Source organism: Frigoribacterium sp. CFBP 8766 (assembly GCF_014841435.1).
In the GTDB taxonomy this organism is placed as follows: domain Bacteria; phylum Actinomycetota; class Actinomycetes; order Actinomycetales; family Microbacteriaceae; genus Frigoribacterium.
In genome coordinates, this window is record NZ_JACYTX010000002.1 from 1 (window position 1) to 21980 (window position 21980).

The following is a 21980-nucleotide window of genomic DNA, read 5'->3' on the forward strand; positions in this document are numbered from 1 at the left end:
CGATGGTACTGCAAGGGGGACCTTGTGGGAGAGTAGGACACCGCCGGACTCCTTTTGAAAGAAGAGCCCCTCCACTGGAGGGGCTCTTCTTGTTTAACCCGTCAGTGGCCGACAGATGCTGGCTCGCCTCGGGCCCATCCGTTGGTAGTCTCGTACCTCGGCCGCAGCGAGCACCTCTCGTCCTGGCCGATCGACTTCCGGGGCACGAGCCCCCACAACACAACAGCTGCCTGCACGACAGAACGAGGAGCATCTCCGTGAGCGACCGCGACGACGACCGACCCGACCGACCCCGACGAGACGCGTCCTCCGGACGTGACGGCGGTGCACGGGGGGAGCGGCCGTCGGGTCGCTCGTCGGGCGGCGACCGCGGGGCCCGAGGCGACCGGCCCCAGCGCGGTGAGCGTCCTGCGTACGGGGACCGTGCCTCCTCGGGTCGGCCGCAGGGTGGGGGAGACCGGCGAGGCGGTCCCTCGACCGGCGGTCGTGCGGGCTCGACCGGCGGTCGTCCCTCGACCGGTTCCGGTCGTCCCTCGACCGGTTCCGGTCGTCCCTCGACCGGTTCCGGTCGTCCCTCGAGTGGTGGGCGTCCGTCCACCGGTGGCGGCGGTCGGACTTCGACGGGTGGTGGGCGTCCCTCCACCGGTGGACGTCCCTCGAGCGGATACCAGGGGAACCGCGAGACGCCTGAGGATCGCGATCCCTACGGCCTGAAGTCGGTCCGGCCGGCGCAGGAGGTGGCGCACGTCCCCGACGACGTCGAGCCCCGCGACCTGGACAAGGTCGCCCGCGGCGAGCTGAAGACGCTGAGCAAGGAGAACGCCGACTGGGTCGCGAAGCACCTCGTCATGGCGGGGCGCCTCATCGAGGAGGAGCCGGAGGAGGCCCACAAGCACGCGCTGTCGGCCGGTCGTCGCGCTGGTCGCATCGGCGTCGTGCGCGAGACGATCGCCATCACGGCGTACACGGTGGGGGACTACGCGCTGACGCTCCGCGAACTGCGGACGTACCGGCGCATCACCGGCCGTGACGACCAGCTGCCGCTGATGGTGGACAGCGAACGCGGGCTGGGGCGTCCCGAGCGCGCGCTCGAGCTGGGGCGCTCGGTCGACGTCTCGACCCTCGCGCCGTCGGTGCGCGTGTCGCTCGCCATCGCGATGAGCGGTGCCCGGCTCGACCTCGGCCAGCCCGACGCGGCGCTCGGCGAGCTCGAGATCCCGCAGCTCGACCGCCGGCGCGCGTTCGAGTACAGCCCTGCCTTGTTCGACGCCTACGCCACCGTCCTCGAGGACCTCGGTCGCGACCGGGACGCCGAGGAGTGGCGCACGCTGGCCGAGCGGGCCGACGCGGCGCTCGAGGCTCACCACGGCGACGACGACCGGGAGACCGTCGAGGTCGTCGAGGAGGAGCTCGAGCTCGACGAGTCGTGGGGCGCTGAGGACGAGTCCGTGTCGCTCGAGGAGCCTGCGGCGGACGACGTGGCCGAGACAGACGGGGCATTGGCTGCCGATGAGGAGCCTGCTGCCGTTGAGGAGCCTGCTGCCGTTGAGGAGCCTGCTGCCGTTGAGGAGCCTGCTGCCGTTGAGGACCCTGCTGCCGATGAGCAGCCGGTCCCCGCCGATGAGCAGCCGGTCCCCGCCGATGAGCCTGCCGGCGACGACGAGCCCGTTGGCAACGACGAGCCCGTCACGGACCAGGAGCCCGAGCACCGTGGCTGACGGCCCCACGCCCCTGGACGGCGTGGACACCGTCCTCGCGGACCTCGACGGGGTCGTCTACCGCGGTTCCGTCGCGATCGACCACGCCGTCGAGAGCCTCACCGCGGCGGCCGAGACCCACCGGGTCGGCTACATCACGAACAACGCCTCGCGCACCGCGGCGACGGTGGCCGCGCAGCTGAGCGGCTACGGGCTGCAGGTGACCGCGGACGACGTGGTGACCTCCCCGCAGGCGGCCGTGCGCCTCCTCGTCGACGCCGTGCCGGCCGGCTCGACCGTCCTCGTCGTCGGGGGAGACGGGCTCACGTCCGTGCTCGAGGCCGAGGGGTTCCGTGTCACCCGGTCCGCGGACGACGAGCCCGCGGCCGTCGTCCAGGGCTTCAGCCCCGAGGTCGGCTGGTCCGACCTCGCCGAGGCCTCGTTCGCCCTCGCGGCGGACATCCCGTGGATCGCGACGAACACCGACTGGACGATCCCCCAGGAGCGCGGCACAGCACCCGGCAACGGCACGCTCGTCAGCGCCGTGCACACCGCCGTCGGCCGTCTGCCCGTGACCGCGGGCAAGCCCGAGACGCCGATCTTCACCGCCGCCGTCGAGCGCTTCGGCGCCACGACCGCGATGTTCATCGGCGACCGGCTCGACACCGACATCCTCGGCGCCCGTCGTGCCGGGCTCGTCTCCGTGCTCGTGCTGACCGGCATCGACGGCGCCAAGCAGGTGCTCGCGGCCGAGAAGGGCTCGCGGCCCGACTTCATCGTCGGCGACCTGCGCGAGCTGAGCCAGCCGTATCCCGAGATCGTCGAGCACGACGAGGACGACGTCCACGTGGTCACCGTGCGTCAGGCCCGCGTCGCCGTCCGCGGCGGCGTCGTCCGGGTCCTCGCGGCCGGTGGCGACCCCGTCGACCTGCTGCGCGCCGGGGCGCACGCCGTCTGGGGCACCGGACGGGCGATCTACGGCCTCGACATCGACCCTGCCCTGCACCCCGGTGAGTAGGGTGGACGACACCATGCAGCAGGAGCCGAGGACAGTCGACACGACGTCCGACGAGGAGGCGACGGCCGAGTTGGCAGGCCGCCTCCGGACGATCGAGGCCCTCCCCCTCGACCAGCGTGCCGTCGCGTTCGGCGCCGTGCACGACGAGCTGCGGGTCGCCCTCGAGGGCACGAGCGGGGACACCGGTCAGACCGACGACAGCCCGGGTGGTCGGTGACCGTCCGCATCGAGGAGCCGGAGGACGCCGCCTCGTCCGCCGAGCAAGCGGAGCGGTCCGGTCAGCGCCTCGACGCGGCGCTCGCGTCTCGGGGGCTCGCGCGATCCCGCACGCACGCCGCCCGCCTCCTCGCCGACGGCCTCGTCACGGTGAACGGATCGGGCGCCGTCAAGGCGTCGACCCGCGTGGCCGAGTCGGACACCGTCGAGGTGGCCGGCCTCGACCACTACGTGAGCCGCGCGGCTCACAAGCTCCTCGCGGCGCTCGACGCCTTCGACGTCGACCCGAGCGGTCGCACGGCGCTCGACGTGGGCGCGTCGACGGGCGGCTTCACGCAGGTGCTGCTCGAGCGGGGCGTCGACCACGTCGTCGCGCTCGACGTCGGACACGGTCAGCTGTCGCCGTCGATCCGCAGCGACCAGCGCGTCACGGTGGTCGAGGGCGTGAACGCGCGCTACCTCGAGGCCGACCAGCTGCAGGGCCTCAGCGACCGCGCCTCCTCGATCGACCTCGTCGTCGCCGACCTGTCGTTCATCTCGCTCACGATGGTGCTGCCGGCGCTGGTGGCCAGCGTGCCTGTGGAGAGCGACTTCGTGCTGCTCGTGAAACCGCAGTTCGAGGTGGGACGGCAGGGCATCCGAGAGGGAGTCGTGCACGACGCCCGGCTGCGGAACGAGGCCGTCACCGGAGTCCTCTGGGCTGCCCATGACCTGGGCCTCGGCACGGCGGGGATCATCCCCTCACCGATCGTCGGGACGGCGGGCAACAAGGAGTACGTCGTGCGGTTCTCGGCTCGCCACGGGTCGAATCCGACAGAATGGCTCGGCAGGTCCGAGAGCACGACGGGAGCGTGAGACAGATCGACACGACGACACGGCACGTCCTCGTCGTCTCCCACACCGGGAGACGCGACTCGCTCGACGCCGCCCTCGAGGTCTGCGCCCTCCTGGTCGGCGCGGGCGTCGTGCCCGTGCTCTCGCGTGACGAGTGGGACGACATCAAGACCGCGGCGCCCGACATCGAGCCGGTCGACATCCTCGGCGAGGACGTCGCGCTCGACGCCCTCGAGTGCGTCATCGTCCTCGGCGGCGACGGCACCATCCTCCGGGCCGCCGAGCTGGTCCGGGGCACGCGTGCCCCGATCCTCGGGGTCAACCTCGGCCACGTCGGGTTCCTCGCCGAGAGCGAGCGCGACGAGATGGCGTACGCCGTGTCACGCGTCGTCGCGCGCGACTACGACGTCGAGGAGCGCTTCGCCCTCGACGTGCGCGTCGTCGAGGGCTCCGAGGTCGTCTGGCGCACCTGGGCGATGAACGAGGCGACCGTCGAGAAGGCGTCGCGCGAGCGGATGCTCGAGGTCGTCATCGAGGTCGACGGGCGGCCCCTCTCGTCGTTCGGCTGCGACGGGGTCGTCATGTCGACGCCCACCGGGTCGACCGCCTACTCGTTCTCCGCCGGAGGCCCGGTCGTCTGGCCCGAGGTGCAGGCGCTGCTGCTCGTGCCGCTGAGCGCCCATGCCCTCTTCGCCCGTCCGCTGGTCGTCGGCCCCGACTCGACGCTCGCCGTCGAGGTGATGAGCCGCACCGACGGCCGCGGCATCCTCTGGTGCGACGGACGCCGCGAGCACGACCTGCCGCCCGGCGCCCGTGTCGAGTGCACGCGCTCGGACCAGCCCGTGCTGCTGGCCCGCCTGCGACAGGGGCCGTTCACCGACCGCCTCGTCGCCAAGTTCAAGCTCCCCGTGACCGGCTGGCGCGGCCCCGAGCAGGGAGACGCGTCGTGATCGAGGAGATCGCGATCCGCGACCTCGGCGTCATCGGCCGCGCGACCCTGCCCCTCGGGCCGGGCTTCACCGCCGTGACCGGCGAGACCGGCGCCGGCAAGACCATGGTCGTCACCGCGCTCGGACTGTTGCTCGGACAGCGCGCCGAGAGCGGCATCGTCCGCTCGGGCAGCACCCAGGCGGTCGTCGACGGCCGGTGGGTCGTCCCGGCCGACGGCGCCGTGGTCGAGCGCGTCCGCGACGCCGGGGGAGACGTCGACGACGGCGAGCTCTTCCTCAGCCGCGTCGTCTCGGCCGAGGGCCGCAGCCGGGCCGTCGTGGGCGGTCGGTCCGCCCCGATCGGCGTGCTGGGCGACCTCGCCGACCACCTCGTGGTCGTCCACGGGCAGTCCGAGCAGATCCGGCTCAAGTCGGCGCAGGCGCAGCGGGCGGCGGTGGACGCGCACGGAGGTGCGCCCCTCGCTGCGGCTGCCGCCTCCTACCGGGCCGCGTTCGAGGCGTGGACGGCCGCCCGTGACGAGCTCGCCGAGATCACCCGCGACCGCGACGAGCGCCGTGCCGAGGCCGACGCGCTGCGCGCCGCCATCGACGAGATCGAGGCGGCGGCTCCCGTGGCCGGCGAGCTCGACGAGCTGGACGCGACGGCCGACCGGCTCAGCAACTCCGAGGACCTCCGGCTCGCCGCCGGCCTCGCCCACGAGATCCTCTCCACGGACGCCGTCGACGGCACCCGCGACGTCCTCTCGCTCGTCGAGGAGGCGCGGCGGCAGGTCGAGCGCGTCGCCCCGCACGACCCCGCGCTCGCGCCGATCGCCGACCTGCTGGCCGAGGTCAGCGTGCAGGTGTCCGAGTCGTCGTCACGCCTGTCGAGCTACCTCGGCGGCCTCGACGCCGACGCGGCGGGCGACCTCGAGGCGGTCCAGACCCGTCGTGCCGAGCTGTCGTCGCTGCTGCGCAAGCACGGTCCGGGCCTCGACGACGTGCTGCGGCTGCTCGACGAGGGCAGCAGGCGCCTGGTCGAGCTCGACGGCGACGACGACCGGCTCGCCTCGCTCGACGACGAGGTGGCGCAGTTCCGGGCCGAGGCCGAGACCAGGGCCGGGGTCCTCAGCGACCTGCGCCGCGCCTCCGGTGCCGACCTGTCCGAGCGCGTCAGCGCCGAGCTCTCCGCGCTCGCCATGGCCGGTGCCGAGATCGTCGTCGAGGTCACCCCGCGCGACGAGCTCGGCAGCACCGGTGCCGACGTCGTGTCGCTGCTGCTGCGCCCGCACCCGGGCAGCGAGCCCCGGCCGCTCGGCAAGGGCGCCTCGGGAGGCGAGCTCTCGCGCGTCATGCTCGCCCTCGAGGTCGTCATGGCCGGGTCGAGCGACGTGCCGACCTTCGTCTTCGACGAGGTCGACGCCGGCGTCGGCGGGTCGGCGGCGATCGAGATCGGCCGTCGGCTGGCCGCGCTGTCCGAGCGCGCCCAGGTCATCGTCGTGACCCACCTCGCGCAGGTCGCCGCGTTCGCGACGAACCACCTCCGCGTCGTGAAGGACGCGTCGGGCGAGGTCACCGCGAGCAGCGTGCAGCAGCTCGAGGGCGACGAGCGGGTCGCCGAGATGGCCCGGCTGCTCTCGGGGCTGCCCGACAGCGCGAGCGGGCTCGACCACGCCCGCGAGCTGCTCGAGCTCGCGGCGGCCGGCCGCGCCGTCACACACTCGTGACAGGCAGCGGTGGCCGACCGGCCTCGCGTGACATAGGATGGAATCCCGTGGTGAACGTTGAGAACTCGGGCCTTGATTCCTCCTCGATCGACGGAGGTGGGCCTTCTGAGTCTCCTTCTGCGGGTCGCAGCAACCCCAGCGTGACGAAGCACATCTTCGTCACCGGCGGCGTCGTGTCGTCGCTCGGCAAGGGCCTGACGGCCGCCAGCCTCGGCAACCTGCTCACGGCGCGCGGGCTGCGCGTGGTCATGCAGAAGCTCGACCCGTACCTCAACGTCGACCCGGGCACGATGAACCCGTTCCAGCACGGCGAGGTGTTCGTCACCGACGACGGCGCCGAGACCGACCTCGACATCGGCCACTACGAGCGGTTCCTCGACATCGACCTCGACCAGGCCGCCAACGTGACGACGGGCCAGGTGTACTCGACCGTCATCGCGAAGGAGCGTCGCGGCGAGTACCTCGGCGACACCGTCCAGGTCATCCCGCACATCACGGACGAGATCAAGCGCCGCATGCGCCAGCAGGCCGAGGGCGACGTGGCCCCCGACGTCATCATCACCGAGGTCGGCGGCACCGTCGGCGACATCGAGAGCCAGCCGTTCATCGAGTCGGCTCGTCAGGTGCGCCACGAGCTGGGGCGGAACAACGTCTTCTTCGTGCACGTCTCGCTCGTGCCCTACATGGGCGCCTCGGGCGAGCAGAAGACGAAGCCGACGCAGCACTCCGTCGCGGCGCTCCGCTCGATCGGCATCCAGCCCGACGCGCTCGTGCTCCGCAGCGACCGCCCCGTGAGCGAGGCGAACAAGCGCAAGATCGCGCTGATGTGCGACGTCGACGAAGATGCGGTCGTCAACGCGAAGGACGTCGCGAGCATCTACGACATCCCCTCGATGCTCAACGAGCAGGGCCTCGACTCGTACATCATCCGCCACCTCGGCCTGGCCGAGAAGGCGGGCGAGGTCGACTGGTCCGGCTGGCAGACCGTGCTCGACGCGGTGCACCAGCCGAAGCACGAGGTCACCATCGGCCTCGTCGGCAAGTACATCGACCTGCCCGACGCCTACCTGTCGGTCACCGAGGCCCTCCGTGCCGGTGCCTTCGCCCACCAGGCCAAGGCGAAGCTCGTCTGGATCCCGTCGGACGACTGCGAGACGCCCGAGGGCGCCGCGGCGGCGCTGTCGCAGGTCGACGGCATCTGCGTGCCCGGCGGCTTCGGCATCCGCGGCATCGAGGGCAAGCTCGGCGCCCTGAAGTTCGCCCGAGAGAACGGCATCCCGACGCTCGGCCTCTGCCTCGGCCTGCAGTGCATGGTCATCGAGTACGCCCGCGACAAGGCCGGCCTGGCCGGCGCCTCCTCGTCCGAGTTCGACCCCGACACCGAGTTCCCGGTCATCGCGACGATGGCCGAGCAGGTCGACATCATCGCCGACGGCGACCTGGGCGGCACCATGCGACTCGGCCTCTACCCGGCCGCCCTCCAGCCCGGCTCGCTCGCGGCTGAGCTGTACGGCTCCGAGCTGGTCGACGAGCGCCACCGCCACCGCTACGAGGTCTCGAACCAGTACCGCCAGCAGATCGCCGACGCGGGACTCGTGTTCTCGGGCACGTCGCCCGACGGCACCCTCGTCGAGTACGTCGAGCTCGACCGCGCCGAGCACCCGTTCTACATCGGCACCCAGGCGCACCCCGAGCTGCGGTCGCGCCCCAACCGCGCGCACCCGCTCTTCAGCGGCCTCGTCGGGGCGTCGCTCGAGCGCCAGAACTCGAGCCGCCTCTTCGCGGACGAGGGCGACGACGCGAGCGAGACCCGTGCCGACGCGGTCGCTGCGGCCGTGGACACGGCCGACGGCGCTGCCGAGGCCGCTGCCCCCGGGCGGTCCTGAGCCGTGGCCGACTCCGAGCTGCTGCGGGACGAGCCCGCCGACCCGACCGTCACCTCCTCCGAGACGGTCTTCGAGGGCGCCGTCTGGAACGTCGTCCGCGACGTCGTCGACTACAACGGCTCGCCGATGACGCGCGAGTACGTCGCGCACACCGGTGCCGTGGCGGTGCTCGCGGTCGACGAGCACGACCGCGTTCTGGTCATCAAGCAGTACCGGCACCCGATCCGCACCCGCGACTGGGAGCTGCCCGCCGGCCTGCTCGACGCCGAGGGCGAGTCGAAGCTCGACGCGGCCAAGCGCGAGCTGGCCGAGGAGGCCGACCTCGAGGCGACCGACTGGGACGAGCTCGTCTCGTTCCACACCACCCCCGGGGGCAACGACGAGATGGTCACGGTCTACCGGGCCACCGGCGTGACCGCGACCGCTGCTGCTTTCGACCGCACCGACGAAGAAGCAGACATCGAGAAGCGCTGGGTCGCCCTCGACGAGATCGTCGACGGCGTGCTCGCCGGGCGCCTGCACAACTCCATCCTCAGCATCGCGGCCCTGGCCGCGACCGTCGCCGCCCGCCGCTGACGACGCGGCGGCCGGCGGTCGGGACGAGCGGACGATGACCTCGATCGAGGAGGCGGTAGCCCGCTACCTGAGGCACGTCACGGTCGAGCGCGGCCTGTCCCCGAACACCACGGCCGCCTACCGGCGCGACCTCGTGCTCTGGGCGGCGCACCTCGAGGAGGCGGGACGCGCCTCCGTCGAGGAGGTCGCGCCGGCGGACGTCGCGGCCTTCCCGGCCGCGCTGGCGACCCGTGCGGACGACCCGCTGCGCGCCTCCAGCGTGGCCCGGGTGCTCTCGTCGGTGCGGGGCCTCCACCGGTTCCTGCACGAGGAGGGGCTGGTCGCCGTCGACGTCGCGGCCGGCGTCCGCCCGCCGAAGCTGCCCTCGCGCCTGCCCAAGGCCATCTCGGTCGCGCAGGTCGAGGCCCTGTTGGCCGCGACCGACGGCGACGAGCCGGCCCGCGTGCGCGACAAGGCGCTGCTCGAGCTGCTCTACGCGACGGGCGCCCGCGTGAGCGAGGCCGTGGCGCTCAACGTCGACGACGTCATCGACGGGGGAGACGTCGTGCGGCTGTTCGGCAAGGGCGGCAAGCAGCGGATCGTGCCCGTGGGCAGCTTCGCGCGGCGGGCGCTCGACGCGTGGCTCGTGCGGGGCCGACCCGAGTTCTCGGCGCGCGGCGACGCGACGCCCGCGCTGTTCCTCGGGGCGAGGGGCGCCCGGCTCTCGCGCCAGAGCGCCTGGCTCGTCATCCAGGCCGCGGCCGAGCGCGCCGAGCTCGACGTCGACGTCTCGCCGCACACCCTGCGGCACTCGTTCGCGACGCACCTGCTCGAGGGCGGCGCCGACGTGCGAGTGGTGCAGGAACTCCTCGGGCACTCGTCCGTCGCGACGACGCAGATCTACACGCTCGTGACGGCGGACGCCCTGCGGGACATGTACGTCACGGCCCACCCGCGGGCCCTCCGACCTGCCTCCTGACCAGGCACTACCTTCATCCGCCGCATGAGGCTTCCTGCCCGCGGGACGGGCGCGTCAGCCCGGCCGGGCCGAGGGCCGCCGGTACCATCGACGTGTGAGCACCAAGTCGACCTCGAGCACGCCCGCCCTCTTCGAGAGCGCTCCCGCGACCGTCCCCGCGAACGGTCCCACCGGTCGCCCGCGCACCGAGTTCGCCGTCCCCGAGCCCCTCGACGGCCACGGCCCCGCGCGCATCATCACCCTCTGCAACCAGAAGGGCGGCGTCGGCAAGACCACGACCACCATCAACCTCGGCGCCGCGTTCGCCGAGTACGGCCGTCGCGTGCTCGCCATCGACTTCGACCCCCAGGGCGCCCTCACCGCGGGTCTCGGCGTGCAGGCGCACGACCAGCCCACGATCTACGACCTCATGATCGGCTCCGTCAAAGATGCGCACGACGTGATCGTGCCGACCCGCGTGCACGACCTCGACGTCATGCCCGCGAACATCGACCTCTCCGCCGCCGAGGTGCACCTCGTCAACGAGGTCGCCCGCGAGCAGATCCTCGCCCGCATCATCCGCCAGGTCAGCGCCGAGTACGACGTCATCCTGATCGACTGCCAGCCCTCGCTCGGCCTGCTGACCGTCAACGCCCTCACCGCGGCGCACGGCGTGCTCATCCCGCTCGAGTGCGAGTTCTTCGCCCTGCGCGGCGTGGCCCTGCTCGTCGAGACGATCGAGAAGGTCCGCGACCGGCTGAACCCCGCCATCACGCTCGACGGCATCCTGCCGACGATGTTCGACTCGCGTACCCTGCACAGCCGCGAGGTGCTCGAGCGGGTCGTCGACGCGTTCGGCGACGAGGTGCTCGAGACCGTCATCGGCCGCACCGTGAAGTTCCCCGACGCCTCGGTCGCCGGCATCCCCATCACCCAGTTCGCCCCCGAGCACCCGGCGGCGCAGGCCTATCGCCAGCTGGCCCGAGAGCTGATCGCGCGTGGTGCCGCAGCCTGAGGCCCCCGCCGTCGTCGCCGACCCGAGCGGTGCCCCCGATCCCGCAGCCGGTGCGTCGGCGCGGGGGTTCGAGGTCGTCCTCGACAACTTCAGCGGTCCGTTCGACCTCCTGCTGACCCTGATCGGCAAGCGCGAGATGGACGTCACCGAGGTGGCGCTCAGCGCGGTCACCGACGAGTTCATCGCCTACCTGCGCACCGTCGACACCGACGAGGACCTCGACCAGGCCAGCCAGTTCATCGTCGTCGCCGCGACCCTGCTCGACCTCAAGGTCGCCGGCCTGCTGCCCCAGGGCGAGCTCGTCGACGCGGAGGACGTGGCGCTGCTCGAGGCGCGCGACCTGCTCTTCGCCCGGCTGCTGCAGTACCGCGCCTTCAAGCAGGCGGCCGAGTGGTTCGCCGAGCGCGGCGCCGTCGAGTCCCGCCGCCACCCCCGCACCGTGCGGCTGGAGGAGAAGTACCGCGTCACGACGCCCGAACTGGTGTGGACGCTCTCGCCCGACGACTTCGCGGCGCTCGCCGCCTTCGCGCTTACTCCCCAGGCCGTGCCGACCGTGGGCCTCGACCACCTGCACGCCCCGCTCGTGAGCATCCGCGAGCAGGCCGCCTGGGTCGTCGCGATGCTGCGCCGCGCCGGGGTCGCCACGTTCCGCGAGCTCGTGGCCGACGTCGACCAGAAGGGCGTCGTCGTCGCGCGGTTCCTCGCGCTCCTCGAGCTCTACCGGCACGGATCGCTGAAGTTCGAGCAGGTCGAGCCGCTCGGCGAGCTCAGCGTGCGCTGGGTGGCCGAGCACTGGACCGACGAGGCGCTGGACTCGCTGGGGGCCGACTATGACGGCTGACGCGACGACCGCCTCCTCGGCTCGCCGCGCCGTCGACGACGGGCCGCGCCACCGCACCGACGACGACCGCGCGACCGCCCGGGCGCTCGAGGCCGTGCTGCTGGTCGCCGACGAGCCGCAGTCGCTGCTCTCGCTCGCCGCCGCCGTGGGGCGACCGACCGCGGAGGTGCGCCGTGCGGTGGCCGACCTGGTCGCCGACTTCGACGGCGTCGACGGCACGCGCCGGCGCGGCTTCGAGCTGCGAGAGGTCGGCGGGGGCTGGCGGTTCTACGTCCGGGAAGAGCTGGATCCCGTCGTCCGCGATTTCGTGCTGACGGAGAACCCGTCCAGACTGTCGCAGGCGGCTCTCGAGACGCTGGCGGTCATCGCCTACAAGCAACCCATCACCCGGAGCAGCATCGCGCAGATCCGCGCGGTCAACGTCGACTCGGTCGTCCGTACACTGGTGGGTCGCGGCCTGGTCACGGAGTCGTCCACCGACCCCGAGACCGGCGCCCTCACCTACGAAACGACGGATCTCCTGTTGACCCACCTCGGCATCGCCTCGCTCGACGAGCTCCCGCTGATCTCCCCGCTCCTCCCTGACGGATCCGGAGGATTCGACGATGTCATCTGACCCCACCACCACCCCCGACGACGACCTGCCCACGGGCGAGCGCCTGCAGAAGGTCATGGCCGCCGCGGGCGTCGCCTCGCGCCGCGTCTCCGAGGACCTGATCGCCGCAGGACGTGTCACCGTCAACGGCAAGGTCGTCACCGAGGCCGGTCGCCGCATCGACCCCGAGAAGGACAAGGTCGTCGTCGACGGCGCCGCGGTCCAGCTCGACACGACGCGTCGCTACGTGATGCTCAACAAGCCCGTCGGCGTCGTCAGCACGATGAGCGACGAGGCCGACCGCCCCGACCTGCGCCAGTTCACCTCGGACTTCGAGGAGCGCCTGTTCAACGTCGGCCGCCTCGACGTCGAGACCAGCGGCCTGCTGCTGCTGACGAACGACGGCGAGCTCGCCCACGTGCTCGCGCATCCGTCCTTCGGCGTCACCAAGACCTACATCGCCAAGGTGCGCGGCGTCGTCACGCCCGCCGTGCTGGCGCAGCTGCTCGCCGGCGTCGACCTCGAGGACGGCCCGATCGCCGCCGACCGCGCCACCGTCGTCGCAGGAGGCGCGGGCCTGTCGCGCTCCGCCGACTCGTCCCTGGTCGAGATCACCCTGCACTCGGGGCGCAACCGCATCGTCCGCCGCATGATGGAGGAGGTCGGCCACCCCGTCATCGACCTCGTGCGTCGCTCCTTCGGGCCGCTGCACCTCGGCACCCTCAAGGCGGGCCACGTCCGCTCGCTGAACAAGACCGAGCTCGGTGCCATCCTCACGATCGCGCGCGACGCCTCGCCGTCGCCGAAGGTCGACTCCGTGCCCACGATCGAGAGCGGCGACGCTCCCGTCGACGAGGCCGACGTGGTCGAGGTCGCCCTCGACGCGGACGAGGTCGAGAAGGAGTTCTACGACGAGGACGACGACGAGTACGACCCCGAGACCGACGCCCGCGACGCCCGTCGCCGCGTGCCCGGTGCCGGTCCCCGTGCCGGCGTCGGCAAGGGCGACGCCCCGGTGTCGCGACGCGCGGAGGTGCGGCGCGAGCAGGCAGGACGCCGCGAGCAGGGCGCAGACCGCGGCGGGCGCCCCGTGCGTGACGACCGTGGCGGACGCCCTGAGCGCGGCGGCTACCAGGACCGTGGCGATCGTGGGGGCTACGCCGCTCGCGAGGACCGTGGCGGCTACGCCCCCCGCGCCGACCGCCCGGGCTCGGGCGCTCGCGGCGGAGCTGCTCGCGACGACCGTGGTGGACGCCCCGAGCGTGGCGGGTACCAGGGTCGCGACGACCGTGGCGGGCGTCCTGCCGGTGGCGGGTACCAGGGTCGCGACGACCGGCGTGACGACCGTGGTGGACGCCCCGAGCGTGGCGGCTACCAGGGTCGCGACGACCGTGGCGGGCGTCCCGCTGGTGGCGGATACCAGGGTCGCGACGACCGTGGTGCCCGTCCCGAGCGCGGTGGCTTCGTGTCGCGTGACGACCGTGGCGGACGCCCGGACCGCGGCGGCTACGTGTCCCGCGACGACCGTGGCGGCGCTCCCCGTGGTGGAGACCGCCCGCTGAGCCCCGGCGAGGAACGCGCCGCCGGCTACCCGAACCGCGACCTGCCCAAGGACCCGCGCACCGGCCGCCCCTCCGGCGTCCGTGCCGGCGGACCCGGATCCGGCCGCGGCGGCCGCGAGGACCGCAGCGCCCGTGACGGCGACGACCGCGGCGGCTACCAGGGTCGCGACGACCGTCGTGCACGTGACGACCGCGGTGGACGCCCCGAGCGCGGCGGCTACCAGGGTCGTGACGACCGTGGCGGTCGCCCGGCGGGTGGCGGCTACCAGGGTCGCGATGACCGTGGTGCACGTGACGACCGCGGTGGACGCCCCGAGCGCGGCGGCTACCAGGGTCGCGATGACCGTGGTGGTCGTCCTGCCGGTGGTGGCTACCAGGGTCGTGATGACCGTGGTGGTCGTCCTGCTGGTGGCGGTTACCAGGGTCGTGATGACCGTGGTGGTCGTCCTGCCGGTGGTGGCTACCAGGGTCGTGACGACCGTTCCGGTCGCGACGACCGTGGCGGACGCCCCGAGCGCGGCGGCGACCGTCCGTTCCGTGGCCGCCCCGACGACGGGGGACGTGGTCCCCGCGGGGGCGGGCGTTCGTGACCGACCCGACCCGCGCCTCCTCGACGGACCTCAGCGTCGCTGACGCGAGCACGGGCTCGGCACGCCCCGGTGCGACCGTCGACGACCTCGTCGGCGGCACGCGCCGTCTCGACGGCCAGGTGCGGATCGTGGGCTCCGGCCTGCTCGGCACGAGCATCGGGCTGCGGCTGCGCGAGCACGGCGTCGACGTGATCCTCGACGACGCCTCGCCCGCGGCCCGCAGCCTGGCCGTCGACTACGGCGCGGGTCGCGTCGCCGCCGAGGGCGACGCCCCTGTGCTCGTCGTCGTCGCCGTGCCGCCCGACGTCACCGCCGAGATCGTGCACCGCGAGCTCGACGCGTTCCCGGAGGCGCTGGTCACCGACGTCGCCTCGGTCAAGGTCGCGCCGCTCGACGAGCTCCGTGCCCGCGGCGCCGACGTCTCGCGCTACATCGGCTCGCACCCCATGGCCGGTCGCGAGCGCGGCGGCGCCATCTCGGCCCGCGCCGACCTGTTCGCCGGCCGTCCGTGGGTCATCGCCGGCCACGACGACATCAGCTACCGCCGCGCCGCGGCCGTCGAGGACCTCGCCCTCGACCTCGGCGCCACCCCGATCGAGATGACGCCCGAGGAGCACGACGCGGGCGTCGCCCTCGTCAGCCACGTGCCGCAGGTCGTGTCGAGCCTCATGGCGACGCGTCTGCGCGACGCGACCGACGCCTCCCTGGGGCTCGCCGGCGGGGGAGTGCGCGACGTCACGCGCATCGCCGCCAGCGACCCGGCCCTGTGGGTGCAGATCCTCGGCGCCAACGCGTCCCGCGTCGTGGAGGTGCTGCGTGACCTGCGCGACGACCTCGACGGCGTGATCGCGGCGCTCGCCGACCCCTCGGCCCCGGGCGCACGCCGCACGGTCGCCGAGGCCATCGGTGCCGGCAACACCGGCGTCGCACGCCTGCCCGGCAAGCACGGGCAGTCGACACGGTTCAGCTCGGTCGTCGTCATCGTCGACGACGCCCCGGGCCAGATCGCCCGCCTGCTCGCCGACATCGGCGACATCGGCGTCAACCTGGAAGACCTGCGGCTGGAGCACTCGCCCGGCGCGCAGGTGGGACTCGCGGAGGTCAGCATCGTGCCCGAACAAGAAGAACGACTCGTCGCCGAGCTCGAGGGGCGCGGCTGGACCGTGTCCGGGGCGTTCGCATGAGCGCCGAGGGCACGACCGGGCCCGTCGGCTCGGCTGGCTCCGCAGGCTCGCCCGTCGAGACCGACCTCGAGCGCACCCCGGGCGAGCACGGCGTGGGCGGCCCTGCCGGCGAGGCGCACACCGCCGAGCTGCGCGAGCGGACCGCGGAGGCGGTGCACCGGCACGTCGTCGTGGCCGTCGACGGCCCGGCCGGCAGCGGCAAGTCCAGCGTGAGCCGCGCCTCCGCCTTGGCCCTCGGCTACGACTACCAGGACACGGGCGCGGCCTACCGCGCCTTCGCCCTGCACGCGCTCGACAGCGGCGTCGACCTCGACGACCCGGACGCGGTGATCGGGGCGCTGCCCTCGTTCGCGTACGCGATCGAGATCGACCCGGCCCGCGCCTCCTCGGTGACCGTGGGAGGCGCGGACGTCACGGACGAGATCCGCACGCCCCGCGTGACCGGCGCCGTCAGCCACGTGGCCAAGCTGCCGGAGGTGCGGCGCTTCATGGTGGACCTGTTCCGTCGCATCATCGCCTCGACCGACCGGCCCGGCATCGTGACCGAGGGCCGCGACATCACCACGGTCGTGGCGCCCGACGCCCAGGTGCGCATCCTGTTGACGGCGAGCGAAGAGGCTAGGATGGCCAGGCGTTCCGCCGAGGTCACCGGGCAGTCCGCCGAGGAGACCGCTCGGCAGCTGTCGACCCGCGACCGGCTGGACAGCAAGGTCGTCGACTTCATGACCGCCGCCGAGGGCGTGTCGACCGTCGACTCCACCCATCTCGACTTCGACCAGACGGTGCAGGCCGTGGTCGAGCTCGTGCGAGCGAGCACCCCCACACGCTAGGAGCCTCCATGGCAGACGACGACAAGTACCCCGAGCTCGACGACCAGATGGTCGGCCGCATCCAGGCGATGCCCGACGAGGACGCGGAGCAGCGCGCCCGCGCCCTGCGTGCCGGTCTGTCCGACTACGAGCTGGACGACGAGGACGTCGACGTCCTCGAGGGCGGCGAGTGGGACCCTGACGCCCTCACCTACGCCCCGGCCCTGCCGGTGCTCGCCATCGTCGGCCGACCGAACGTCGGCAAGAGCGCCATGGTCAACCGCATCCTCGGCCGCCGCGAGGCCGTCGTCGAGGACAAGCCGGGCGTCACCCGTGACCGCGTCTCGTACAAGGCCGAGTGGGGCGGACGCCGCTTCACCCTCGTCGACACCGGCGGGTGGGAGCCCGACGCGATCGGCATCGACAAGTCCGTCGCCATGCAGGCCGAGATCGCGGTCGACCTGGCCGACGCCGTGCTGTTCGTCGTCGACGTCAACGTCGGGGCCACGTCCACCGACGAGCACGTCGTCCGCATGCTGCGTGCCTCGCACAAGCCGGTCATCCTGGTCGCCAACAAGAGCGACGACGCCCGGAAGGACCTGGAGGCGGCCTCGCTCTGGACCCTCGGCCTCGGCGAGCCGTTCCCCGCGTCGGCCCTGCACGGCCGCAACGTCGCCGACCTGCTCGACATGATCATGACGAAGCTGCCCGCCGTCTCGACGGTCGCGAAGGAGGAGATCGGCGGACCCCGCCGCGTCGCCATCCTCGGTCGCCCGAACGTCGGCAAGAGCTCGCTGCTGAACAAGGCTGCGGGCGAGGAGCGCGTCGTCGTCAACGAGCTGGCCGGCACCACCCGCGACCCGGTCGACGAGCAGGTCGAGATCGCCGGGCGCATCTGGACCTTCGTCGACACCGCGGGCATCCGCAAGCGCGTGCACCTGCAGCAGGGCGCCGACTTCTACGCGTCGCTCCGCACCTCGGCCGCGCTCGAGAAGGCCGAGGTCGCCGTCGTCGTCATCGACGTCACCGAGCCCATCTCGACGCAGGACCTGCGCATCATCGACCTCGTGCTCGAGTCGGGCCGCGCGCTCGTGCTCGCCTTCAACAAGTGGGACCTGCTCGACGACGACCGTCGTCGCTACCTCGAGCGCGAGATCGAGCAGGACCTCGACCACGTCTCGTGGGCGCCTCGTGTCAACATCTCGGCCCGCACCGGTCGTCACCTCGAGAAGCTCGTGCCGGCCCTCGAGCTCGCGCTCGAGTCGTGGGACACCCGCATCCCCACGGGCAAGTTCAACGCCCTGCTGGCCGAGCTCGTCGCCGAGCACCCGCACCCGCTGCGCTCGGGCAAGCAGCCGCGCATCCTGTTCGGCACCCAGGCGGCCAACCGCCCGCCGACCTTCGTGCTCTTCACGACCGGCTTCCTCGACCCGCAGTACCGCCGCTTCATCACGCGTCGCCTGCGCGAGATCTTCGGCTTCGAGGGCACCCCGATCACGGTGAACATGCGCGTGCGCGAGAAGCGCAAGCGCCCGTAGCTCGTCTCTCCCCCCGCCCCCTGTGGGCAGAACGCCCGGTTGTGGATCCGTCCACGGCCGGGCGTTCGGCGTTGCTAGGGTGATGTCCCACGAACTGCATTGACATATCGGTGCTGCAGTTCGATACGGACGGAGGGCGAGGCATGACGGCGACGATCGACGTGGACCTGGACGAGCTGGAGGCGATGGCCGCGGCGGCGCGGGCGGCGGGAGACGGGCTGCCCTTCTCGCACGTGCTGACGGGTGACTGCTCGGCGGCGCTGGGCTCCGCGGGCGTGGCCGCCGTGCTGGGCGAGGTGACGGTGCACCTGGCCCGACGCGTCGACCTCGCGCTCGAGCTGCTCGGGCGGCTCGCGTCACTGCCGGCGGACTTCGCGGCGGGGATGCGGGCGGTGGACGACGGGCTGGCAGCTCAGGCAGGTGGCGGCGCGGCCGGTGCCGGAGGGCACGGGGTCGGTCGGCCCGGCGTGGCCGTCGAGGTCGGCCGGTGATCGTGGACGAGCTCGACCCCGGCAGGGGCAGTCCCGCTGAGGTCTCCCGTCTGGCGAGGGTGAGGCGAGAGAAGCACGACGACCTGGGTCTCGCCCTGCATCGCCTCGAGGCGTGCCTGCGCTGGGCGGCGACCGACTGGCGGGCCGAGGCCGGCTCGGCCTTCTGCGACACGGGCGAAGTGCTCGTCGCCGAGCTCACGATCCTGATGGACGCCGTGGAGCAGCACGGGGTCGCCCTCGAGGCGTACGGCGTCGAGGTCGGCGACATCGCCGCGGTGCAACGGCTGCTCGCGCGTCGGCGGGTCGAGGTCGCCGAGTCGCTCCGCTGGACCGCCGACTCGCTCCTCGTGCTCGAGGCGGAGGAGGCGGCGTCACCGGCCTTCGGGACCGGGCGCCGTGACTTCGAGGCACGCGCCCTCCGTCGCGCCGAGCAGGCCGACCACGACGAGCTGGCCTCGGTCGGGCGTCGGTGGGCCGAACTGGTCGATCGTCGGGACGCGGCGGACACCGCCTGCATCGCGGCCCTCTACGGGGCCGCGGCCACCAGCGACTTCGAGAGCGCCTCCTCCGACATCCGAGAGGCTACGACGTCGGAGCAGGCGCTGCGCCGCCTCGACGGCCTCTCCGTCGTCGACCTCGCGCTCCTGTTCGCCGAGAACCCGCTCCTCGCGAAGCTGATCGCGGAGGCCTCGCCGGAGGCGGTGCGGGAGTGGTGGGACTCGCTCGCGCTGCTGCGCCCCCTCCAGGGCGACGGCCTGTCCGGGGCGCAGCAGGCCCTGCTGCTCGCGGTGCCGTGGCTGATCGGCAACCTCGACGGCGTTCCGCCGCTCGCGCGCATCAAGGCCAACGCGTCCACGGCAGCGGGACAGGTGGTCGAGAACCAGCGGATGATCGACGACATCGCCCGACACCCCCTGGACGACCCTCGGGCCCGGGAGCTGATCGCGGAGCTCGAACAGGAGAACGCGTACCTGCGGGGTGCGGCGGCTGTCCCGCCGAGGGTACAGCTCTACACGTACGACCGGGCCGCCGACCGGATCGTCGAGATGCTCGGGAAGTGGCCTGTCGCGGGTGCTCCTGAGCGCGTGTACACGTACGTGCCGGGCACGTCAGCGCAGATGAAGGACTTCTGGAAGACCGGTCCGGGCCCACAAGACCTGTCGGGCAGGCTGATGGCGGACGACGGGGTGGACAGCGTCGCGTTCATCTACAAGGACGGCAGGTTCCCGGGCGGGGGCGACCAGGTCTTCCCTGCAGAGCGGAAGAGCCTCGTCGCGGCCCTCGCCCAGGCGAACTCCTCGCCGTTCGCCCGCGAGTCGGGGGAGCGGCTCGCGTCGTTCCGCGCGGGTCTCGACGTCGGCGGGGCAGCGGCCGGGTCGCCTGCTCCACGCTCGGTCGGGATCGGGCACAGCTGGGGCACGGCGAACATCCTCGCCTCGGAGCTGGCGGGCGCCCGGTTCGACCACGTGGTCTCGCTGGCCGGCGCGGGTGTCGTGCCGGAGTGGGCAGGCTCTCCCGGCACCGAGTACGACTCGTTCCGGTACGACGACGCACTCGGTGTCGTGCAGGCGACGGGCATCGTGTACCGACACCGCAACCCGCAGTACCTCGGCGAGTTCGAGCAGCACGAGTACGACAGCTTCGCGGATCGTGCGATGGAGTGGAACTCGCCGGCCATCCTCAGGCTCGCGGCGCTGCTCACGAACCACGCGCTGATCGCGTCGGACGGGCCGGGGAACGACGAGGTGGTCTCCGACATCCTCGACGAGCTCAAGACCCTGGACCCGCTGTGACGCGCGCCCAGGTCCGCCGAGCAGCGACAGCGGGGATCGTCCTCCTCACGATCGTGCTCGGCGGGTGCGCGGTTCCGCCGTTCGAGCCTCGACGACCTGCACCCCCGCTCTCGCAGCAGACGCTGGTCGAGGTCGAGCAGGTCGTCAAGACCATCGAGGTCGAGCTCGCCTCGTTCGTGCCGGACGAGGTGACGGTCGCGATCGAGGAGAAGAGTCGCGGCTCGGTCATGGGTTGTGCGCCTGGCGGCATGAGCTGGGGGAGCTCCACCGTCGTCCGGGTGGCGGAACAGCCGGATCTGGGCGGCGTCGAGGCGGCCGTGCTGAGCAGCTGGGAACGCGCCGCCGACTTCGACATCGAACTGACCCAGGGGCCGACGGGGGACCCCCGCTTGGTACTGAGGAGCGCAGAGCTCGGCAACTACCACTTCAGGCAGTTCGACGACAAGGTGCAGGTCCTCTCCTTCTCGACGTGCTTCGCGTACGACGCGGAGCGCGACGGCCACCGCTGGGAGATCGCGGCGGAGTGACGGGCCAGCCCGTCGGATGCGGCACGATGGGGTGGTGCGGACGGTGCGAGGCGGGGTGGTCGGGCCCCGGGACGGTGTGGACGCGACCAGCGCCCTCAGCGACTCCGCCGACCGGCTGTGGAGGCGCCTCCGGCTGGACAGGATCGCGGGAGGGCGTCAGGCCGAGCACGTCATCCACGAGGACATGCGGGAGCACCCGCGGACCGTCCGGGCGTTCATGGGCATCCGGTGGCTGCTGCTCGGCGAGACCGTCGTCGGGCTCACCGCGATCTTCATCGCCGCCGTGCTGTGGAGCCGGGGCGAGCACGTGCCGTGGGCCGTGTGGTTCCGCTCGACCGTGGTGCTCTTCATCACGGCGTCGCTCTACGTCTTCGCCTGGCGGGCGCAGCTCGGCTACTGGTGGGCGTACTCGCGGCTGAGGCTGTTCAGCCGGATCTTCCCGATCGTGACGCTGATCGTCGCGACGATCCCCGGGCTCTACCCCGGCTGGATGGTCGTCGAGCAGATCGTGTTCTCGTTGCTGATGATCGGCATCGGCGACCTGCTGACGACGGACCACATGCGGGCGGCGTTCCCGCGACCGGTGAAGGTGAAGGACGCCGACGAGGTCGCCTCTCACCGGCGCCGCGTTGACAGTTAGATAGCTAACAGTTAGAGTCCTGAACATGGATGAACCCGAGGGCATGCGCACCACCCCGCTCGGACTCGTGCGCTGGATCGCCTGGGCCCAGCGCAAGGGCGGGGAGGACTGGGTGCGCAGCCGCGATCTCACTCCCGAGCAGGCGTTCGTGCTCGGGTACCTCGTGCAGACCCCCGGGGTCATCCAGCGTGACATCGCCGAGATGACACGAACGAGCCCGGCGAGCGTGTCGAGCCTCGTCCAGGGACTGGAGCGCCGCCTCCTCGTCGAGAGACGCAGCGAGGACGGCGACGAGCGCCGCAAGCGCGTCTACGCCACCGCCGCGGGGGCCGAGCTCGTCTCGGGCTTCACCGAGGCGATGGCCGAGGTCGACGACGCCATCCTCGCGCCGCTCGACGACGACGAGCAGGCCCAGCTGCTCGCCCTGCTCACCACGATCACCGCGCAGCTGGCCCCGCCGCGCCGGTGACCGGCGGCGGGGCGTCCTGACGGGCGCCGCGCCTCCTCCCGTCCGTTCCACCCCCTCGCCGTGCCGGCGTCCGTCGGCGCGCGCTCCAGCCTGCCCCGGAGAGGAG

At 72.6% G+C, this 21980-nt stretch carries 20 protein-coding genes and 1 pseudogene; all 21 read left to right on the forward strand.

Annotated features, from left to right (window positions below; genetic code table 11):
- Window positions 1-737 precede the first annotated feature (737 nt).
- The 21 genes and pseudogenes from IFT90_RS06025 to IFT90_RS06125 all read left to right on the forward strand — a co-directional run bounded on the left by IFT90_RS06025 (window position 738) and on the right by IFT90_RS06125 (window position 21874).
- The gene (locus IFT90_RS06025) at window positions 738-1718 is read left to right on the forward strand and encodes a hypothetical protein (protein ID WP_199861729.1); all 981 of its coding nucleotides are present in this window, start codon (window positions 738-740) and stop codon (window positions 1716-1718) included.
- Window positions 1711-2715, forward strand: coding sequence for an HAD-IIA family hydrolase (locus IFT90_RS06030; RefSeq protein WP_371812152.1), 1005 nt, complete (start codon window positions 1711-1713; stop codon window positions 2713-2715). The genes IFT90_RS06025 and IFT90_RS06030 overlap by 8 nt, the downstream gene beginning before the upstream one ends.
- Before the next feature lies 1 nt (window position 2716).
- Window positions 2717-2932: a hypothetical protein gene (locus IFT90_RS06035; RefSeq protein ID WP_207106316.1), complete on the forward strand. Its 216-nt coding sequence runs from the start codon at window positions 2717-2719 to the stop codon at window positions 2930-2932.
- 8 nt (window positions 2933-2940) lie between these two features.
- A complete protein-coding gene (locus tag IFT90_RS06040; RefSeq protein ID WP_192042248.1) occupies window positions 2941-3786 on the forward strand; it encodes an SAM-dependent methyltransferase in 846 nt (281 codons plus the stop codon).
- A 5-nt stretch (window positions 3787-3791) separates the two neighbouring features.
- Window positions 3792-4715, forward strand: a complete 924-nt coding sequence (locus IFT90_RS06045) for an NAD kinase (protein ID WP_371740959.1) — start codon at window positions 3792-3794, stop codon at window positions 4713-4715.
- Window positions 4712-6421: a DNA repair protein RecN gene (recN, locus tag IFT90_RS06050; protein ID WP_192041472.1), complete on the forward strand. Its 1710-nt coding sequence runs from the start codon at window positions 4712-4714 to the stop codon at window positions 6419-6421. The genes IFT90_RS06045 and recN overlap by 4 nt, the downstream gene beginning before the upstream one ends.
- Window positions 6422-6561: 140 nt before the next feature.
- Window positions 6562-8307: a CTP synthase gene (locus IFT90_RS06055; protein WP_192041473.1), complete on the forward strand. Its 1746-nt coding sequence runs from the start codon at window positions 6562-6564 to the stop codon at window positions 8305-8307.
- 3 nt (window positions 8308-8310) lie between these two features.
- Window positions 8311-8883: an NUDIX domain-containing protein gene (locus IFT90_RS06060; protein ID WP_371740835.1), complete on the forward strand. Its 573-nt coding sequence runs from the start codon at window positions 8311-8313 to the stop codon at window positions 8881-8883.
- A 34-nt stretch (window positions 8884-8917) separates the two neighbouring features.
- On the forward strand, window positions 8918-9841 hold the full coding sequence (locus IFT90_RS06065; RefSeq protein WP_192041474.1) for a site-specific tyrosine recombinase XerD: 924 nt from the start codon (window positions 8918-8920) through the stop codon (window positions 9839-9841).
- A gap of 94 nt (window positions 9842-9935) precedes the next feature.
- Window positions 9936-10835 (forward strand): ParA family protein, encoded by a 900-nt coding sequence (locus IFT90_RS06070; RefSeq protein ID WP_192041475.1) that lies wholly within the window; start codon window positions 9936-9938, stop codon window positions 10833-10835.
- A complete protein-coding gene (locus IFT90_RS06075) occupies window positions 10819-11676 on the forward strand; it encodes a segregation/condensation protein A (protein ID WP_192041476.1) in 858 nt (285 codons plus the stop codon). Before IFT90_RS06070 ends, IFT90_RS06075 begins: the two co-directional genes overlap by 17 nt.
- Complete coding sequence (gene scpB / locus IFT90_RS06080; protein ID WP_192041477.1) at window positions 11666-12292, forward strand: SMC-Scp complex subunit ScpB; 627 nt, start codon at window positions 11666-11668, stop codon at window positions 12290-12292. The genes IFT90_RS06075 and scpB overlap by 11 nt, the downstream gene beginning before the upstream one ends.
- A pseudogene (locus IFT90_RS16865) lies at window positions 12282-13064 on the forward strand (pseudouridine synthase); the annotation flags it as partial. The gene scpB and the pseudogene IFT90_RS16865, both read left to right, overlap by 11 nt.
- Before the next feature lie 1355 nt (window positions 13065-14419).
- Window positions 14420-15607 (forward strand): prephenate dehydrogenase, encoded by a 1188-nt coding sequence (locus IFT90_RS06090; RefSeq protein ID WP_192041478.1) that lies wholly within the window; start codon window positions 14420-14422, stop codon window positions 15605-15607.
- Window positions 15604-16437, forward strand: coding sequence for a (d)CMP kinase (gene cmk / locus IFT90_RS06095; RefSeq protein WP_199861731.1), 834 nt, complete (start codon window positions 15604-15606; stop codon window positions 16435-16437). Before IFT90_RS06090 ends, cmk begins: the two co-directional genes overlap by 4 nt.
- Before the next feature lie 8 nt (window positions 16438-16445).
- Entirely contained in the window at window positions 16446-17954 is a 1509-nt protein-coding gene (gene der / locus IFT90_RS06100) for a ribosome biogenesis GTPase Der (RefSeq protein ID WP_123545333.1), read from the forward strand.
- Window positions 17955-18097: 143 nt separating this feature from the next.
- Window positions 18098-18445 carry a hypothetical protein gene (locus tag IFT90_RS06105; RefSeq protein WP_192041479.1) on the forward strand — a complete coding sequence of 116 codons (348 nt, stop codon included), beginning with the start codon at window positions 18098-18100 and terminating at the stop codon, window positions 18443-18445.
- Window positions 18446-18504: 59 nt separating this feature from the next.
- Window positions 18505-20238, forward strand: coding sequence for a hypothetical protein (locus IFT90_RS06110; protein ID WP_192041480.1), 1734 nt, complete (start codon window positions 18505-18507; stop codon window positions 20236-20238).
- Window positions 20235-20765 carry a hypothetical protein gene (locus IFT90_RS06115; RefSeq protein WP_192041481.1) on the forward strand — a complete coding sequence of 177 codons (531 nt, stop codon included), beginning with the start codon at window positions 20235-20237 and terminating at the stop codon, window positions 20763-20765. Before IFT90_RS06110 ends, IFT90_RS06115 begins: the two co-directional genes overlap by 4 nt.
- A gap of 34 nt (window positions 20766-20799) precedes the next feature.
- A complete protein-coding gene (locus IFT90_RS06120; protein WP_371812155.1) occupies window positions 20800-21405 on the forward strand; it encodes a hypothetical protein in 606 nt (201 codons plus the stop codon).
- A gap of 25 nt (window positions 21406-21430) precedes the next feature.
- Window positions 21431-21874, forward strand: coding sequence for a MarR family winged helix-turn-helix transcriptional regulator (locus IFT90_RS06125; protein ID WP_133737342.1), 444 nt, complete (start codon window positions 21431-21433; stop codon window positions 21872-21874).
- Window positions 21875-21980: the final 106 nt, after the last annotated feature.